At 40.1% G+C, this 17,337-nt stretch carries 12 protein-coding genes; 7 read left to right on the forward strand and 5 right to left on the reverse strand.

The window, feature by feature from the left end; translation table 11 throughout:
• Positions 1–29 precede the first annotated feature (29 nt).
• Both WAA15_RS09675 and WAA15_RS09680 read right to left on the reverse strand, forming a co-directional pair.
• A complete protein-coding gene (locus WAA15_RS09675; RefSeq protein ID WP_337042530.1) occupies positions 30–500 on the reverse strand; it encodes a GNAT family N-acetyltransferase in 471 nt (156 codons plus the stop codon).
• A gap of 252 nt (positions 501–752) precedes the next feature.
• Entirely contained in the window at positions 753–1,646 is an 894-nt protein-coding gene (locus WAA15_RS09680; protein WP_337042531.1) for a nucleotidyltransferase family protein, read from the reverse strand.
• Between the two features lie 134 nt (positions 1,647–1,780).
• Between WAA15_RS09680 and WAA15_RS09685 the strand changes: the two genes are divergently transcribed.
• Together WAA15_RS09685 and WAA15_RS09690 are read left to right on the forward strand one after the other, a co-directional pair.
• On the forward strand, positions 1,781–3,481 hold the full coding sequence (locus tag WAA15_RS09685; protein ID WP_337042532.1) for a family 16 glycoside hydrolase: 1,701 nt from the start codon (positions 1,781–1,783) through the stop codon (positions 3,479–3,481).
• Positions 3,482–3,549: 68 nt separating this feature from the next.
• Complete coding sequence (locus WAA15_RS09690; protein ID WP_337042533.1) at positions 3,550–5,535, forward strand: plastocyanin/azurin family copper-binding protein; 1,986 nt, start codon at positions 3,550–3,552, stop codon at positions 5,533–5,535.
• 88 nt (positions 5,536–5,623) lie between these two features.
• Here WAA15_RS09690 and WAA15_RS09695 read toward each other — a convergent pair whose 3' ends face one another.
• The 3 genes from WAA15_RS09695 to clpX form a co-directional block, all read right to left on the reverse strand.
• Complete coding sequence (locus tag WAA15_RS09695) at positions 5,624–6,346, reverse strand: alpha/beta fold hydrolase (protein WP_337042534.1); 723 nt, start codon at positions 6,344–6,346, stop codon at positions 5,624–5,626.
• A gap of 33 nt (positions 6,347–6,379) precedes the next feature.
• Entirely contained in the window at positions 6,380–6,934 is a 555-nt protein-coding gene (locus WAA15_RS09700; protein WP_337042535.1) for a hypothetical protein, read from the reverse strand.
• Between the two features lie 107 nt (positions 6,935–7,041).
• On the reverse strand, positions 7,042–8,298 hold the full coding sequence (gene clpX / locus WAA15_RS09705) for an ATP-dependent Clp protease ATP-binding subunit ClpX (RefSeq protein WP_337042536.1): 1,257 nt from the start codon (positions 8,296–8,298) through the stop codon (positions 7,042–7,044).
• An 817-nt stretch (positions 8,299–9,115) separates the two neighbouring features.
• Here clpX and WAA15_RS09710 point away from each other — a divergent pair.
• The 5 genes from WAA15_RS09710 to WAA15_RS09730 form a co-directional block, all read left to right on the forward strand.
• A complete protein-coding gene (locus WAA15_RS09710) occupies positions 9,116–9,829 on the forward strand; it encodes a hypothetical protein (protein WP_337042537.1) in 714 nt (237 codons plus the stop codon).
• A 156-nt stretch (positions 9,830–9,985) separates the two neighbouring features.
• On the forward strand, positions 9,986–10,459 hold the full coding sequence (locus WAA15_RS09715) for an acyltransferase family protein (RefSeq protein ID WP_337042538.1): 474 nt from the start codon (positions 9,986–9,988) through the stop codon (positions 10,457–10,459).
• Positions 10,446–11,171, forward strand: coding sequence for an acyltransferase family protein (locus WAA15_RS09720; protein WP_337042544.1), 726 nt, complete (start codon positions 10,446–10,448; stop codon positions 11,169–11,171). The genes WAA15_RS09715 and WAA15_RS09720 overlap by 14 nt, the downstream gene beginning before the upstream one ends.
• A 589-nt stretch (positions 11,172–11,760) precedes the next feature.
• On the forward strand, positions 11,761–12,075 hold the full coding sequence (locus WAA15_RS09725) for a LytR/AlgR family response regulator transcription factor (protein ID WP_337042539.1): 315 nt from the start codon (positions 11,761–11,763) through the stop codon (positions 12,073–12,075).
• Between the two features lie 132 nt (positions 12,076–12,207).
• Positions 12,208–17,337: ELWxxDGT repeat protein (locus WAA15_RS09730; RefSeq protein WP_337042540.1), on the forward strand; the 5,130-nt coding region annotated here is incomplete at its 3' end.

The following is a 17,337-nucleotide window of genomic DNA, read 5'->3' on the forward strand; positions in this document are numbered from 1 at the left end:
TTTAGGTAAATAAATGGATAATTGATTTTTTAACTGAGTCTTAACTCCATTTCGTCATTAGTAAAACGAAAACCAAATTTTTCGTAGACAGGTCGGCCATCTTCCGTTGCATGTAATGAAACCCGTTTGTAACCTCTGCTTTTAGCTTCTTCCAGAATATGCATAAACACCTGCTTTCCGATACCTTTTTTTCGCCATTCGGTAAGTGTATAAATATTCATAATGTAGGCAACGCGGCCATCGAGTAGCGTAAACCCGGGACAAATTTTAAAAAAGCAAAGGCCGCTGGTAGCTACAACGCGGCCATCGACAATGGCTAGCCATGCCACAAATTCTTCATTAGCCAGATGAGTCTGAAAGTAGGCTCTTAATATTTCAGCTAGCCCATTTTCATCAATTAAATGTGTTTCAGGGCTTTGCACTTCTTTCAAGAAAGCAATTCTTAATTTGGTAAGGTCGTCGATATCGGCAAGGGTGGCGCGGCGGTAAGCTACATTCATAGTCAGGGTGGGTTTCAATACCAGTTTTTCAGCATACAATATTGGTAAGCATACTAAAGACGAATTGTTTAAAACTAGTCACAAATCTGCCTATTTTACCGAATAAATACAAAATCTACTCCAAAAATATGACTAGGTTTTGCGGTACTTTTTTGTGTGGCAAAAATACAATTATAAAAACCTCGCCCTTTCAGATGAAAGCGACGAGGTTCAAGAAATATTTTTATCTTATCTTGCTTATAAATGCACAAATTAAGCAGAGTATTTACCTTGCTCAGAAAGTTTTCTGAGTGCTTCGGTTACTGTTGGTTTGTCTTCAGGGTATGTAACGCCAAACCACTCTGATTCGTTAGAAAACACCTTACATTTGCCTAAATTATGTTGAATGAGGTGTGTCATGACTGTTGGAATGTAAAATTCTGCTTTCGGAGAATGCAGGTTCTTTGTGGCATATTCTTTAAACATTTCATGTATAACCGGAAATACGTTAGGCATAAAACCCCAGAAATTCATCGATACAATAGTGTTATCGTCAAGATTAGTCAAGGTATCTCCTTCTTCAAATACAATTTGCCCCTCAGGCTGGCGGTAAATCTTTGTGCGTTCGGTTACTACTTCCAGAAAACCATCCTTATCCAGTTCACAAACCCCTCTCGAAACCGAGCCGTTTTCTGACAAGGTATTTTTAATCTGGTAGCCCACCATTGCATGGCAGGTTGGGTCCTGATTATTAGCCAGAAAATCAGCCATTATCTGAAAGCCTTCATAGCCATAAAAATCATCGGCGTTGATAACGGCAAAAGGTGTTGAGGTTTGCTCCCATGCGCATAAAACTGCATGACCTGTACCCCATGGCTTGGTACGTTCAACGGTACCTAAGTCGGCAGGCACATAGCTCTGAACGCTCTGAATAGCAAAATCATAGTCGATTTTCCCTTCAAGTTTAGGGCCGAATATTTCCTGAAAATCTGCTTTAAGTTCTTCTCTGATAATAAACACTATTTTTCCGAAGCCAGCTTTAATGGCATCATAAATAGAATAGTCAATGATTGTTTCGCCGTTCGGGCCGAATTTATCTAGCTGTTTTATTCCACCATAACGGCTACCCATTCCGGCTGCTAAAATCAATAAAGTTGGTTTTGACATAAATTATTTAGTTTCTTAATTTTCTCAACAAAAGTACAAAACTGTTTCGGTACTCATCAAAAAGTTTTTTCGATTTTAATTGTATAAAATACAATTAATCGGCTAGTTTTGTAGAAACTCTAATTTATTCAACCATGTATCTACGTTTATTGTCTGTATTTTGGGCATTTTTTCTTTGTTTTCAATCGTTTGCACAAGAGTTTCCTTTAAATCAGTTGGCAGTCGATAATTGGGATTTAAACAACTGGAAACAGGCAGAAAATGTTACTAATCCGTTTCAGAAAAAAGCAGGTTTTACGGTCGGCAACAAAATGTTGTTTTCGAACACACCAGGAAAAATGACATCAAAACTCACAACTGCTGATGCCAAAGTGAGTTTTGAGTTTATGCTTGGTAATAATAGTGATGGCGTTTTTTATATACAAGGGCGGCACGGGATTGTACTGAGTAACACAAGGCCCATAGGGGCTATTATCAAAACCGATGGCTCATTACAATTACCCGAACAACAAGCAGGAAAGGCCGTTGGGCTATGGCAAAAGCTGGAAGTAACTTTTTCGGATGCGTCATTCGGAAATGCGTTAACCATAGAGAAAATTATTTTAAACGATGTAGTTATTCATCAGGGATATGTGTTACCTACCGATGGCAAAAATGAAGGGCCACTGGTATTTGAAAACAAAACAGGCACCATAGCCGTAAAAAATGTGGCATATCTGAAATATAGCAAAGAAAAGCCACTAAAAGTGAGTGATTTAAGCTATGAAATGTATGAAACTTACGACTGGAATCAGCAGTTTGCGCCTAAAAGTGAGACTCCGAACGACAAAGGTACTACTGCCACTATCACCAAAGACTTTGGCGCAGGTTTTAATCGTTTTTTGCTGATATTCAGAGGTAATATTGATGTTGAAAAAGATGGTAGTTACTCGCTCATTGCCGACTATGCAGGCAAAGGCTCGTTAAAAGTAGATGGGAAAGAAATATTGCCTATGGAAGGAGAAAGTTACAGAAAGCCCCGAACGGCTTATATCGACCTTAAAAAAGGTAAACATCCATTCGAGCTTCGTTACAATAAAGTATGGTGGAAAGCCGAGTTAGGTCTGTTTGCTGCTGGCCCCGAAATAAGACCTTACGCTTTGCATGCAGAAACATCGTTGCCTTCGCCACAAGCAGTGGGGGAAATAGACATTACCCCTAGAAGCGACGTAGAATTGATTCGTTCATTTGTAATGTTTAATGGCAAAAAACGTACACATGCTATTTCGGTGGGTACTCCGGCAGGCACGCATTATTCTTTCGATTTAGATCAGGGAGCTTTACTTTATGCTTGGCGAGGTGAGTTTGCCGATGTAACAGAGATGTTTCATGAACGTGGCGAGCCTCAGTTACTTAAGCCGAAAGGTGTAAAGGTGAGTTTTTCAGGGAAACCAGTTGTAGCTAGCCTTAGCGATGTAAACGCGGCCATGCCTGATTCGCTTGATGATTATAACGACCTTATTTTTAAGGGCTACACGTTGGGGCCAGAAGGCTTACCTACTTATAAATATCAATACAAAGGTGCAGACATTACCCAGAAAATTGTACCTGCCAATGACGGCGGTATAAATATTACTATTACGGCCAACGGTACAACAGGCTTATATACCAAACTAGGTGAAGCTAAAAGTATTACCATGATTAACAAAGGGTTTTATTTGCTGGATAATAATGATGGAAACGCCAGCTATGTGCGTCTTGATGAAAAAACAAAGCCACTTATCAGAAATAGTAAAGCCGGACAAGAGCTAATTGTGCCTAGTACCGGAAGCCTTACTTACGCTGTTTTGTGGTAATAGTTATACAATAAATTAATCATAGAATTACTGGTAAAGCCAGCATATATTCAACCAAAATATTAAAAATGAAAAAAATATTCATTTTATTACTCGTTACTTTTTCGGGAGTATTTGCACAGAACCGCCCTTTAACCGAAGAAGATTTTTATCGCATTGTAACCCTGCCTGTGCCTGAGGGAATTCAGCTGGAAGTAGGTGGATTGGCCGTTTTACCAGATGGACGCTTGGGTGTTTGTACCAGACGCGGCGATGTATGGCTAATAGCCAACCCTTATATGAAAAACGGTACTACTCCTACTTATAAACGCTTTGCTTCGGGTTTGCACGAGCCTCTGGGGCTAAATTACATTAATGGTAATTTATGGGCTACCCAACGCGGAGAAGTAACCATCCTGAAAGATAATGATGGGAATGGAGTAGCCGATGACTATACAGCATTTTACAAGTTTCCGCTTTCGGGTAATTACCATGAGTATTCGTATGGGCCTGTTTTATTGCCTGATAACGATATGCTTATTACTTTGAATCTTGGGTGGATTGGTCATGGAGCCAGTTTGTCGAAATGGCGTGGATGGATGCTCCGTTTAACGCCTGATGGCAAAATGACACCATGGGCAACGGGTTTGCGTTCTCCGGCGGGCTTTGGCGTGTTAAAAAACGGAGATATTTATTATACTGAAAATCAAGGTGACTGGGTAGGTTCAGGACGGATGACACAACTGGAAAAAGGCGATTTTGCGGGTAATCCAGAAGGTTTAATCTGGACTTCGGAAGCAAATTCGCCATTGAAAATAAAAGCATCGGATGTACCTGATACCGGTGAACCTATGTATGAAGTAGCCAAGCGTGTACCTAATTTTAAAATTCCGGCGGTTTGGTTCCCTCACACATTAATGGGGATTTCGACCTCCGACATTGTAGAGGATTTATCGAATGGGAAATTCGGACCATTTGAAGGTCAGCTTTTTGTGGGTGACCAGGGCCACAGCAAAATCATGCGGGTTTTTCTGGAAAAAGTTAAAGGAAAGAGTCAGGGCGTTTGTTTTCCGTTTCGTGAAGGGTTTCAATCAGGTATTTTACGTATGCGCTGGGGGCTTGATGCCTCTATGTTTGTGGGGATGACCAGTCGTGGGTGGGCATCAACCGGAAAAGATGAATTTGGCTTACAAAGGCTAGAATGGACAGGCAGGACTCCATTTGAAATGAAAACGATTAAATCAATGCCAGATGGTTTTCTGGTAGAGTTTACACAGCCCGTGAATAAAGAAACAGCACAAGATGTTAGCTCTTATAAAATTAACAGTTTTACCTACAAGTATCATCACAATTATGGTAGCCCCATTATTAATGCAAAAGCGTTAAAGATAAAGGCTATTGAGGTAGCCGCTGATGGCATGAGCGTGCGTTTAGCGATAGACTCTTTACGATTGGGGTATATTCATGAGTTACGCCTTGAAGGCATAAAAAACAACGAAGACAGGCCACTCTTGCATAATTTCGGCTACTATACGCTAAATAATATTAATGATGCAGCTCCTTTGATGGATATAAGCAAATACGCAGTAGTTGAGAAAAAAACAGACGAACACGCCGGACATTCGATGACGAATATGCCTAAAACCGAGTTAAAAGCAAGTGCAAAAAGAGTAACCGAAATGCCTGCCAGTTGGAACGGACAAGTAGACCAATCGATTTCTATTGCTACCAAGCCGGGTTTGAAATTTGATATTAATAAAGTACAGATAAAAGCAGGTAGCAAGATTCGTCTGGTATTTAATAATAACGACGATATGCTGCATAATCTGGTAATTGTGAAACCGGGTACTGTGGGTAAAGTTGGCGAAGCAGCCTTTAAAATGGGACTTGAAGGTGAAAGCAAAGCCTATGTACCTGAGTTGAGCGAAGTATTATTTCATACGTCGTTGATGCAGCCAGAAACACAGGAGTCAATCTATTTTATTGCTCCTACAACCCCAGGCGATTATACTTTTGTATGTACGTATCCGGGGCATTATACTGTTATGCAGGGGGTTCTGAAAGTAGTAAAATAAGCTATTATGATAGGCGTTTATAGCAATGGGCAATAGTTGTGGCTATTGCCCATTGCTATGTTAATAACCCACGGATTACCAATCCGTGTTACGCTTTACAAGCCCCAATGAAGTCTTCCACCACTTTAGCACATACCTCGGGTTGTTCAAACATACCAGCATGAGCTACCCCGCTTAGAATCTTGGTATGGCCTTTCTTTAAAAGTTTTATCTGCTCTTTAGAAGCCTCAAGCGGCACAAACTTATCTTCCTCACCCGCAATAATCATAATCGGATAATTAGCGTTTTTCAGCACCTGAGTTGTATCCTTCCTGTTTCTCATGGCCAGTTGGGCATTTTTTAACGACCTTTTAGAGAGTGAGCTGTATCGTTTAATCTGGCTATCGATAAGCTCTTTATGAGAATCTTTAAAGTGAGTCGTAAACATTTTAGGATAAAAATCCTTTATAAACTCCTCTGCCCCGTGCCTATCTATAAAATCAATTGTTTTTAATCTGGAAGCCTTTCTTTCTTCGTCATCGGCATAGGCCGATGAGTGGAAAAGCCCTAAGCCCTGAACCATTTCAGGATTTTGCTCTGCAAACGATAAAGCGATATAACCACCCATTGAATGGCCAACAAGGACACACTTGTCGACGTCACGTTCTTTCAGGAACTGTTTCAACCATTTGGTATAGTCATCAATCGATTCACAATCCGTAAAAGTGGCATAATCAGGTGTGTAATAAGTATGTTTTGCAGGTAATAAAGTCATGAACTGGGTCCATACGAAATGGTCTTCTCCAAAGCCGTGTATCAATATAATATTCATATCCTATGGTGTTTAGTTAGGTATAACTATTTCTTAAAATAATTTTCGAAGTCCTCTTATTATCATAAATGCCGCTAAAATGCCGAAAATAATTGTCAGAACAGTAATGTGAAGCAAAGCAAAAATTATAGCAATTCCTAACAGAACCAGCCCAATTTTTAGCCGCTCATTAAATTTGTGACCAAAACTATCTCGTCTTTTTTTAGCTTTCTTCTTAGGAAAAAGCCTGTTTTCATCTTTTTTGAAAACGCCTGTTCGCTCGGTTTTAGCACTTACTTTACTTTTTTTCTTAAATAGCCCCTTCGGAAACAAATCGACAGGGTCGTTACCCAAGCCATTATTAACCAGCACTTCCGTTTCGTTAGTAGCTATCATATCAGCCATTAACGGTTCGGCAGGTATTGCTATATGCTCATTTTCAGCCATATTGTTTGCAGGCATTTCTTGCGCTATTGGCTGTTTTTGAGCGGTAGCTTTTGGCTTAGGTTGGCTAAAGTTTTCGGCGGTAGTTTTTTGAAAATACGCATACTCACGTCGGCAGCCCATTGCTACCAACAGTATACAAGCAAACTTTAAGGTTTTAAGCATTTTGGTCGTTATCCTGTGAATGGCACAAATAAGTTTGAGCAGCATAAAAAACACAAGCCCTATAAACCGAAGCAGATTTATAGGGCTTGTGTTTTGTTCCTAAGCACTTACGCTACCAGTTTTAATTGATAGAACGCCGAGCGTTCGAATTTATTTTGTGCGTAATCAAGTGTTACGGTAAAAGTCTTAATATCTTTATTAGAAGGCAATTCATACATAATATCGGTCATGATAGCCTCACATATTGAGCGTAAACCACGCGCGCCGAGTTTATATTCCATTGCTCGGTCAACAATATATTCCAATACCTCTGGTGCAAAGTCAAGCACTACGTCTTCCATAGCAAAGAGTTTTTTATATTGTTTTATCAAGGCATTCTTAGGGTCCGTCAGGATACGTCTCAAGGCATCGCGGTCAAGCGGATTGAGGTAGGTAAGCAAAGGCAAACGACCTATCAATTCAGGAATAAGCCCATAAGATTTTAAATCCTGCTGAGTAACAAACCGTAAGAGGCTGGTGTTATCCCAGAGGTCCATCATTTTGGCATCATTTGAAAAACCAATCGGGCGTGTGTTAATACGTTTGGCAATGTGTCGGTCAATACCATCGAAAGCACCGCCGCAGATAAACAGGATATTCTCAGTATTAATCTGCATCAGTTTTTGTTCAGGGTGTTTTCGTCCACCTTGTGGTGGCACATTCACGATTGATCCTTCAAGTAGTTTTAAAAGCCCTTGTTGCACGCCTTCGCCGCTTACGTCGCGGGTGATAGAAGGATTATCACTTTTACGGGCAATTTTATCAATTTCATCAATGTATACAATTCCTTTTTCGGCCAGTTCAGTATTGAAGTCGGCTGCCTGAAGCAATCGGCTTAAAATACTTTCTACATCTTCGCCCACATAGCCTGCCTCAGTTAAAACGGTAGCATCGGCAATAGCAAAAGGCACTTGTAGAACTTTAGCGATAGTACGAGCCAGATAAGTTTTTCCGGTACCTGTTTCCCCTACCATGATGATATTCGATTTTTCAATTACGACATCATCTTCTTTTTTAGGCTGCATTAAACGTTTGTAGTGGTTATATACTGCCACGCTTAATACTTTTTTAGCTTCGTCCTGACCGATAACATACTGGTCGAGGTGTTTTTTTAGTTCAACAGGAGGTTTTAGTTCAAATCTTGGAGAATCTGTTTTTTTCTTTTTTTCTTTTTTCACAACGCCGTACAGTTCTTGCTGCACAAGCTGATGCCCTTGTTCTACACAATAATTACAAATATTTGCTTCTGTGCCAGAAATTAAAAGTTCAACTTCGTTTTTTCTTCTACCGCAGAAAGAGCAATAAGGTTGCTGTCCAAAATCCATTGAGTATATTTTTCTATTTAAACTATGATTCCTTTTCTGAAAATTAAGCTAGAAATGTTGTATTATCAATGATAACATACTTTGATTGATAATGTACCATTTTCAGCAATATTTTATTTAACGAAGATTTTTTATCTGATAATTCTTCGCAAATATGTTTTTTTTAAACGCCGCGCCTGCTTACCGCAGGCATGAATAAAGTATAACCAGACCTTTACACATCAATTAAGATACAAATATAACGATAAAAAGGGAAATTGGGTTTCTTGCGTGGCTGCAATACCACTTTTATGACAAACAGCGATAAGGGCAGGAAAGTTGGCGACGAAAAGCATATTAACTTATGTGCACGTTCTTGGGAGCTTATTGAGTGTATCAGAAATACTTTTATTACTCTTATTAATCTTATTAACTGTCTAAAAAAAATAGCTTTTAAAATTCTCTGATAAAAATTTACTAGTATATTTGCTCATCATTCGCCAAGAGTGCGAAACCAACGCTTTATCTGTAACTCTAGTTTTATGTCAGGCAATTGTGCTTTATTAGCTTAGATTTATCCTGATTCTCCTGTCAGAGTTTAGCATACCTATCATTTATGACCTGCGGTCTGGCCGTTCTCAATATCTATTTACCTATCTATTTATTAGTTTTCTTTACTCTTTTTTGAGCCCAACCTCCAAATATTTTGTGTGGCTGTCCTATTCATTTATGGGTTACTTATTCGACGCTTAACCCCTTCGCCTTACAGGTTTATCGGGTTTTGCCTAACCTATGATTTGTGAGTTTAGAGATTTCATATTTCTAAACAAAACTCATAATGATGAAACGAATAACTAACTTACTATTCACTGCGCCGCTGTTTATTGCCTGCCAGAATGGTAGTATTTCTTTAAATACCCCTCCTAACGATAACGACAAAATAACTATACAGGTATCGAAAGGAATTAATACCAATTATAGTAACTTCAAGAATCTGGGGTATCAGAAAGGCGACAAGATACCTGATTTTACATTGTTTACACCGGAAGGAAGTGAGTTTTCGGTTGATAAAACGCTGGCCAATGGCAAGCCTCTTGTACTAATTTCGGGGAGTTACACCTGCGATATAAGCCGTTTTAATTTGCCGGAAGCAAACGCATTGGGAGTTAAATATAACGCTCAGATAAACATTTACCATGTTTATACGGTTGAAGCCCACCCTTTCGACAAGTTCTGCCCTTATTCGTCTGACAAAACGATGAAGATACCCACTGCCAATATCAGAGATAATGTTCAGGCGAATCAGCCCAAAACTTATGGCGAACGCCGGAAACTGGCTAAAAAATGGCAGGCAGAAAACAACATCCTTATTCCGATTCTGGTTGATAAGCCTGATAATGATTACTGGCTTTCGTTTGGGCAGTCGCCCAATACTGCTTATCTTATTGCACCCGATGGACACGTATTTTATAAGCAAGTCTGGTTTAATTATATTGACCTTGATAACGCCATCAAAGATTTACTCAGAGCCATTAATCATGCTCATAGTTAAATCTAATGCCAGTACCCTGAAGATAATCTTCGGGGTACTGGTATTAAATCTTTCCTAAACTAACATTGCTAAATAAATATCAGCCATTTTTGCAACGCCACCTCTAAAAAAGTGTCCTTTATTATGAAGCATAAAAATAGCTTAAACAAACCCTTTATGGAGGAAAATTTACAGAGAAATATCTGGGTTGATTATTTACGTTCGGCTTTAACGGTGCTGGTAGTGGCACATCATGCCAGTTTAGCCTATACTACCTTTGCCAGTTTTGATTCGGTGGCTTATATCAGATCGACACACCCGATAGTAGATTCCCGAAGATGGTTAGGGCTAGATATATTCGAGAACTTTAATGATGTATTTTTTATGTCACTAATGTTTCTGATTGGTGGCTTGTTTATAGCAAGAAGTACCAATAAAAAAGGAATATCTGTTTTTATCAAAGACCGATTTTACCGACTATTTCTGCCGTTTCTGTTAGGAGGAACTATTCTTATGCTGATTGCACATTTTCCGGCATACATCATTGCCCGAAAAAATACAAATCTAACGGCCTACATCATCGATTTTTTTTACTACCGAAAAATGGCCTGTCGGCCCGCCGTGGTTTATCTGGGTTCTGTTTGTATTTAATGGTTTGTTTGCATTGATATACCCATTTATTAAAAAATTAAGCACTAAAGCAGTGGCATTGACGGCCGTTATGAAGCATAAACCGATGGTATTCTTTATTGTTTTGTTTATGCTTACATGGTTATTATATGTACCACTAGCCTACGCAGTAGGTGCCGGAACATGGACAGGCGCAGGGCCTTTTGATTTTCAGTTGAGCAGGATTTTATTATATGCTGGTTATTTTATGTTTGGTGCCTTTATAGGCCTGACACCTTTTAATCAAGAATTATTTTCGACTGATTCAAAACTGGTAAACACATGGCTTGTGTGGGTGATACTGGCTTTGGCAATATATGTTTTCCTGACAGTTATTGAAAAACAAGCTATACTTGCCACGATGGTTGCACAAAAACAACTAGCTCCATTTGCGGCATGGATGATTTATTTCAGTATATATGTGAGCTCATGTGTATGCAGTTGTATCGCTTTTCTGACTACATTCCGAAAATTGGTTCATAAATCTTATAGCTGGTGGAACTCTTTATCAGCAAATGCTTATTTAATTTATCTTACGCACTATGTGTTCGTTATCTGGACACAGTTCTGGCTCCTGCCTTATGAACTTCCGGCTTTTATGAAGTTTCTGATAAGTTTCAGCGTATCGCTGGCTTTAAGTTGGGGCTTGAGCATCCTGTTAAGAAAAAACAGGCTGATACACAAATATTTATAAGCTGTTTTTTTAGCTATATGCTTAGCTTTCTAGGCCTGTTATGTTTATTACGATGACAAGACTTTGACCGAAAAACTTATTTAGACGCAAAGACACATATAAAGTCACAGATTTTTTATATTTTATTTCTCCTATACTGAGGTATTTCATTATACTTATTTCGTGTTTACTGATACCCAGTTACCTGCTTGTAGCTCGGTAAAAGACGGTAACCCTCTTTCTAATCAACTACGATGTAATTAGCCACAGATCCAAATATCCGTCTGGTTTTAAGAGCTTTTCCTTGTAGCATTTTTCTCCTTTACTATTATCATATTCAGTGATTGGCTTTTAAGGTTAAAAGTATTCTGTTTTTTATCAGAATATAGAAGTTACCTGCTTATTTTATACTCCCGCACAGTAAATATTTATTAATCCGGTACTTGTCTCACTTTTTGGCAGATTACTCGCAAAAACACACATTTTCATCGTTTTTGATACCGCTTGTTCAAAAAGAGCAAAAAAATGTAAAAAATGTACTAACGCCTCGGCTAAGCATTTCCTTAGTTTTGACCGTAAAAACACACGCTGAATTTAACCCCTTTACATTATGGAAAATGATATAGTCATAGCCATTAACAAACACCAGACTGTGAGGTCGAGCGAGATTTTAATGCTTAAAGCTGACATCAACTACACGCATATTTTGCTTGAAAACGGAAACTCAATTTTATCCTCACGCACCCTCGGGATTTTTGAACGCAGGTTATTCAACCAACCTTTTTTCAGACCTAACCGAGCCATCATTATTAACCTCGATTATATGATTGAGTTTGAAAAATCAGCTTCAAAGATCAAGATGAGTAATAACGAAATTATTCCTCTATCCAGACGACGCACCAAACAGTTTCTTACAAGAATCTAATACCAGTAAAGGCCAACTGTGGTAATAAAAAGCAAGCAGAAAAATTTTAGAAGCCCTTCTTATAAAGATTTTTCCGCCTCTTTTTTATTCCATTTATCTGAAACCCAAAAAATCGTTTTGAATCGTTCTACCATGAAGAATTTTTACTATCTACTTTTGTCGCTCCTGGCAATAAGTTTTTTTTCACAGGCTCAAACGCCCTCTCTCCTGAAAGACATCAACACCACTGTTACTAATGGTGCCAGTAATCCTAGTTTTTTTGCCAGCATTGGTACAAATATGTACTTTTCGGCCACTACTTCTTTAGGTACCGAACTATGGAAGTCAGACGGAACAACCGCCGGAACAGTACTTTTGAAAGACATTAATCCGGGCAGTAATTCGTCGGGGGTCTCTGACCTTATTGCCTATAATGGTGTTATTTACTTTAGTGCCACCGATGGTGTTAATGGTAAAGAACTTTGGCGCACTGATGGCACCTTGAGTGGCACTTATATGCTAAAAGATATTAATACTGGTTCGGGTGACTCCAATCCGGGTTGGTTTACCATCAGCAATAACATTTTATTTTTTTCCGCTAATGATGGTACTAGCGGAGGCAAGCATGGAGTTGAATTATGGAAAACCGACGGTACTGAGGCAGGTACAGTCATGATTAAGGATATAGCCTCAGGAACTGGTAGTTCGGGGCCTTCTGATTTAAAAGCATTTAATAATAAGGTATATTTTACTGCCAATGCTGGTTCGTATGATACCGACCCCTACGTGAGTGATGGCACCACAGCAGGAACATTCAAGTTAAAGGATATTAACACACTTGCAAATACTAACCCCTACGGCTACTATGCAGGTGGTTCTAAATTATACTTTAGCGCGCATAACTACTGGAATAGCTACGAACCGTGGGTTTCTGACGGTACCACCTCAGGCACCAGTATGTTGAAGAACATTAATACCAAAACTGCTCCTTATGTTACTGACGCTGGAAGTAACCCAAGCAATTTTACTTTATATAACGGATATGTGTATTTTTCGGCTAATGATGGAGATTCTGGAATTGAACTTTGGCGAACCGATGGCACAGAAGCAGGAACGGTTCTATTCAAAGATATAAATACAAACTCTGACAACGCAGACCATTCGAATCCAAGTAACTTTATTGTTTTTGATAATAAGTTATATTTTACGGCTACTGATGGTACTAACGATGGAATCTGGCGCACTGATGGCACTACTAACGGAACTGTTTTTGTAACAGCTAACTCAGGCAGTAATTTCTTTATTTTTAATAGTGCCTTATATTTTGTAAGAGGTGATGGCACAAATGGTGCAGAACTCTGGAAAACTAACGGAACAGCAGGTGGAACAGCCATGGTAAAAGATATTTACAGCGGTACGCAGAGTTCTTCGCCTGACGATTTCTTTATTTTTGACAACAAGTTATTTTTTCAGGCTAAAGATGCCACGGCTGATAAGGAATTATGGAAAACTGACGGCACCGAGGCAGGCACTACGTTGGTTAAAGATATTTATGCCAGTTCAAATAACTCTAACCCTTCTTGGTTTACTACATTAGGAAGTTTATCGGTCTTTCTTGCCAATGACGGCGTAAATGGCGTTGAACTCTGGAAAACAGATGGCACAGAAGGAGGCACCAGTATGATAAAGGATGTCCGGTCTGGTTCGTCGGGAATTACTTTATCAGGAATTATCCCATATAACAGTATGCTTATCATGGGTTTATCTGACGGAGACGGAGAACTCTGGAAAACCGACGGGACCTCGAGTGGCACAAGCCTGATAAAAAATCTATATAGCGCAGGAAGCTCGTCACCAAGTGACTTTATTTTATACAAAGGTGAAGTTTATTTTCAGGCTAGAGGCGATGGTGTTGGGTATGAATTATGGAAAACAAACGGAACCGAAGCAGGGACTACCCTAGTAAAAGATATTAATTCGGGTTCTTCTTCTTCTTATCCTCAGGGTTTTACTATTTCTAACAATACCTTGTATTTCTATGCGTCAACCAATATCGGAACAGAAGTATGGAAGAGTGACGGAACCGAAGCTGGCACTGTTTTGGTAAAAGATGTTAATACTTCATTTTATTCGCCTAGCTACCTGACAGACTTAAATGGCACCTTGCTATTTTCGGTTTCGGGTGCAGGTGGTCAGGAAATATGGAAAACAGATGGCTCAGACGCTAACACCGTAATAGTGAAAGATATTAATCCTTCTGGTGATTCTTCTCCCAGTTATCTTACTAAAGTAGGCAATACAGTTTTCTTTGCAGCCAATGATGGCACCAACGGTACAGAATTATGGAAAACAGATGGCACTGAAGCAAATACAGTTTTAGTAAAAGACATTAATACAACAACTGCTACGGCAAGTTCAAATCCGGCTAACCTCATTAACATGAATGGGACTTTGATTTTTACTGCTACCGATGGCACAAACGGCTATGCTTTATGGAAAAGTGATGGCAGCAGCGGCGGAACCGTAATGGTAAAAAGTCTTAGTGGTAATACCAGTAACACAAGCATTACCAATTTTACTTTAGTGAATGGAACAATTTATTTTATTGCCAATAATAGTTCAGGTATCAAAAGATTATGGAAAACAAACGGCACAACCGGTGGTACGCTGGAAATCAGTGACCCTACTGCCCTGACAGAAATATTACCTGAGAATCTGGCCGCTTTTGGCGATAATCTTATTTTCTCAGGTTCGAGCTATACTGCTGGTAAAGAACCTTATATACTTACCCAAAGCTCTTCGGTTACTCCAACCATTACCGATGACCCCGACAATGTTACCGCTTGTGCGGGAACAAGTACAAGTTTCAGTATTGCTACAACAAATGCGGTTTCCTACCAATGGCAGGTAAAAATTGGTGCAGGTTCTTTTACCGACCTTAGCGAAACAGGTGTTTATTCAGGTGTCAATGGTAGCACCCTTAATATCAGTGATGTAACAGGCTTAAATAGCAATCAGTATCGTTGTGTAGCTTTTAACAGCCCTAATTCTGTATCATCAAATGCAGCCACTCTTACAGTTAATACAGTTTCTTTACCAACGTCAGTAGCTGTGTCTGACACAAGTGTTTGCAGAACTTTATCTGTCAGTTTAAGTGCTACTTGCAGTAGTGGTAGTGCAATATGGTATAATCAGGCTACCGGAGGCACCTCTATTGGGTCGGGTAGTCTTTTTAGCAATGCCCCTACCGACAATACAATTTACTATGCTTCATGTAAAAATGGGAGCTGTGAGAGTAATAGAGTAGCTACCAATAAGGTATACGTAGTAAAAGCTCCTATTGATATAGCTGCCAGCAAAACAACAATATGCTCAGGAGAATCTGTATCACTTAGTGCTACTTGTAGTGGTGGTATCGCAACTTTTTATGTTATAGGTGGAAGCACCGCTGGTACGGGTTCACCGTTAGTAGTAAGCCCGACTAATTCCACCAGTTATAGCGTCAGTTGTAAAGGGAGTAGTTGTGAAAGTACCAAAACAGGTGCTGGAACTATTACGGTAACTACCCAGCCTAATAACCCGACAAGTGTTAATGTCGATAATACCACTATCTGTTCAGGTAGCTCTGTCTCGTTGACTGCTACTTGCAGCACAGGCACACTAACTTGGTATAACCAAAGTTCGGGTGGAACAGCCATTGGAACTGGTACTTCGCTCAGCCAAAGCCCGACTGTGAACACTACTTATTATGCTAGCTGTAAAAATGGCTCCTGCGAAAGCAGTCGAGTGGCTACTTCGCAGGTAACGGTGACTACCCAACCTAATAGCCCGACAAGTGTTAATGTCGATAATACCACTATCTGTTCGGGTAGCTCTGTTTCGCTGACTGCTACTTGCAGCACAGGCACACTAACTTGGTATAACCAAAGTTCGGGTGGAACAGCCATTGGAACTGGTACTTCGCTCAGCCAAAGCCCAACGTCAAACACTACTTATTATGCTAGCTGTACAAACGGTTCCTGCGAAAGTAGTCGAGTGGCGACTTCGCAGGTAACGGTGACTACCCAGCCTAATAGCCCGACTAGCATTAATGTTGATAATACCACTATCTGTTCGGGTAGCTCTGTTTCGCTGACTGCTACTTGCAGCACAGGTACTCTGACTTGGTATAACCAAAGTTCGGGTGGAACAGCCATTGGAACTGGTACTTCGCTTAGCCAAAGCCCAACTTCAAATACTACTTATTATGCAAGCTGTAAAAACGGCTCTTGTGAAAGTAGCCGAGTGGCTACTTCTCAGGTAACAGTAACTACCCAACCTAATAGCCCAACTAGTGTTAATGTTGATAATACCGCTATCTGTTCGGGTAGCTCTGTCTCGCTGACTGCTTCGTGTAGTTCAGGTACACTGACTTGGTATAACCAAAGTTCAGGTGGAACAGCCATTGGAACTGGTACTTCGCTCAGCCAAAGCCCAACTGTGATCACAACTTACTATGCTAGTTGTAAAAACGGCTCCTGCGAAAGCAGTCGAGTGGCTACTTCGCAGGTAACGGTGACTACCCAACCTAATAACCCGACAAGCGTTAATGTTGATAATACGACTATCTGTTCAGGTAGCTCTGTTTCGTTGACTGCTACTTGCAGCACAGGTACACTAACTTGGTATAACCAAAGTTCAGGCGGAACAGCCATTGGAACTGGTACTTCGCTCAGCCAAAGTCCGACTGTGAACACTACTTATTATGCAAGCTGTAAAAACGGCTCCTGCGAAAGTAGCCGAGTGGCTACTTCGCAGGTAACAGTGACTACCCAACCTAATAGCCCGACCAGTGTTAATGTCGATAATACTACTATTTGTTCAGGTAGCTCTGTCTCGCTGACTGCTACTTGCAGCACAGGTACTCTAACTTGGTATAACCAAAGTTCGGGTGGAACAGCCATTGGAACTGGGACTTCGCTCAGCCAAAGTCCAACTTCAAACACTACTTATTATGCTAGCTGTAAAAACGGCTCCTGCGAAAGTAGTCGAGTGGCTACTTCGCAGGTAACGGTGACTACCCAGCCTAATAGTCCGACCAGTGTTAATGTCGACAATACTACTATCTGTTCAGGTAGCTCTGTCTCGTTGACTGCTACTTGCAGCACAGGTACTCTAACTTGGTATAACCAAAGTTCGGGTGGAACAGCCATTGGAACTGGGACTTCGCTCAGCCAAAGTCCAACTTCAAACACTACTTATTATGCTAGCTGTAAAAACGGCTCCTGCGAAAGTAGTCGAGTG

Source organism: Emticicia sp. 17c (assembly GCF_037153985.1).
Taxonomy (GTDB): domain Bacteria; phylum Bacteroidota; class Bacteroidia; order Cytophagales; family Spirosomataceae; genus Emticicia.

What these genes read in the sequence shown, in the direction of transcription:
- WAA15_RS09680 (WP_337042531.1), bottom strand. Translation starts at nt 1,646, where the DNA reads ATGTCAAAACCAACTTTATTGATTTTAGCAGCCGGAATGGGTAGCCGT.
- WAA15_RS09710 (WP_337042537.1), top strand. Translation starts at nt 9,116, where the DNA reads ATGATGAAACGAATAACTAACTTACTATTCACTGCGCCGCTGTTTATT.
- WAA15_RS09715 (WP_337042538.1), top strand. Translation starts at nt 9,986, where the DNA reads ATGGAGGAAAATTTACAGAGAAATATCTGGGTTGATTATTTACGTTCG.
- WAA15_RS09690 (WP_337042533.1), top strand. Translation starts at nt 3,550, where the DNA reads ATGAAAAAAATATTCATTTTATTACTCGTTACTTTTTCGGGAGTATTT.
- WAA15_RS09675 (WP_337042530.1), bottom strand. Translation starts at nt 500, where the DNA reads ATGAATGTAGCTTACCGCCGCGCCACCCTTGCCGATATCGACGACCTT.
- clpX (WP_337042536.1), bottom strand. Translation starts at nt 8,298, where the DNA reads ATGGATTTTGGACAGCAACCTTATTGCTCTTTCTGCGGTAGAAGAAAA.
- WAA15_RS09685 (WP_337042532.1), top strand. Translation starts at nt 1,781, where the DNA reads ATGTATCTACGTTTATTGTCTGTATTTTGGGCATTTTTTCTTTGTTTT.
- WAA15_RS09700 (WP_337042535.1), bottom strand. Translation starts at nt 6,934, where the DNA reads ATGCTTAAAACCTTAAAGTTTGCTTGTATACTGTTGGTAGCAATGGGC.
- WAA15_RS09695 (WP_337042534.1), bottom strand. Translation starts at nt 6,346, where the DNA reads ATGAATATTATATTGATACACGGCTTTGGAGAAGACCATTTCGTATGG.
- WAA15_RS09725 (WP_337042539.1), top strand. Translation starts at nt 11,761, where the DNA reads ATGGAAAATGATATAGTCATAGCCATTAACAAACACCAGACTGTGAGG.